1 protein-coding gene is annotated in these 1,110 nt (G+C 62.1%); it reads right to left on the bottom strand.

Annotation, left to right across the window (positions count from 1 at the left end; genetic code table 11):
- Positions 1-167 precede the first annotated feature (167 nt).
- Entirely contained in the window at positions 168-518 is a 351-nt protein-coding gene (locus tag GSE44_RS25055; protein WP_159351538.1) for a hypothetical protein, read from the bottom strand.
- Between the last annotated feature and the right edge of the window lie 592 nt (positions 519-1,110).

Raw genomic sequence — 1,110 nt, forward strand, 5'->3', positions numbered from 1 at the left:
CCGCCGAGATCTCACCCAAATAAACCGCGAACCGCGCCTCGCCGCGCCGAAGGCCCGCAGCCCCTTCCATCTCTCTCGCCATGACCCACATATAGGAAGGACCGAGTAAAATGACACAGTAAGACTAAAAGGCCGCCCCTCTTTTCATGCCCATGCCCCTCAATGGATCAGCCCCGCTGCTTGATGCTCAGCGGCGGCGACGCCTTGGCGGCGTTCGGGTTGGGGGATTCGCGCCACATAATCGAGGTGGCGCTCTTGTGCTGATCGATGGTCAGTTCGAACGGCGGCAAGCCGGATGGGCACTCATCGCAGGTGATCTGGATGGCGAGGTCCTGCCGGCGCCGGCTGGGATTGTATTGGCCGTCCGTCAGCCGGAGCGTGCTGCAGTCCCGGTCGATGGTGATTTCCGTCACCTGCTTGGCGTCCTCGATGCGCTGATAGGCAGTGATGCGGCCATGGTGGAAGCCCGGGGAATGGCAGCGGGGGCAGTACAGCAGGCTGCCGCCCGCCAGTTGCATGGGGGTTCATGGCAGGGTTCCCCTCTGGCCTCTTCCCAGAAGGGGTGCGGCACTGGAAAACCAACTGGCAGCCCGGAGAAGACGCGATCAAATGCGACCCGGATGAACTTTTTCACCACCGACCTACCACGTGGAAGTGCTCGGGGTCCCCGGGCCTCGCACACGGAGGCCATTGTTAGAAGAAATGGAGCTTGGAGGCGCGCCAAGAGGGCTTGTGAGGTCGCGCACGCCGCTGACTGGCCGGAAGATCAATGTTGGTCCCGGGGAAGCACCCGTGCCCGGAGAAGTTCCACTGGATGACGGGGCACCTTGGCTCGGCGGTGCTGTTCGGAATATCGCTGTGGAAACCCCCGCTTCGTCAGCGGCGCCAGAAAGATGCCATGCGCACGGCGTTCTACAGGACCGCCTCGGCTCTTCTTCTATGCACCGTGGTCGTCCATCTAACCTCGCGCTCCTTCCCTCCATCAATCGGTGGTCATGGGAGACCTCGAATACGTCTCGCGAATGGGCCGGCATGCGTCGTGCGAATGCGAGCAAAATCCGAGTGACGGATTTCCGCGAAACCCTATCCTGATTGGGCCTTCGCGATACG

Origin of the sequence: Muricoccus harenae (genome assembly GCF_009848505.1) — a bacterium.
In the GTDB taxonomy this organism is placed as follows: Bacteria; Pseudomonadota; Alphaproteobacteria; order Acetobacterales; family Acetobacteraceae; genus Roseomonas; species Roseomonas harenae.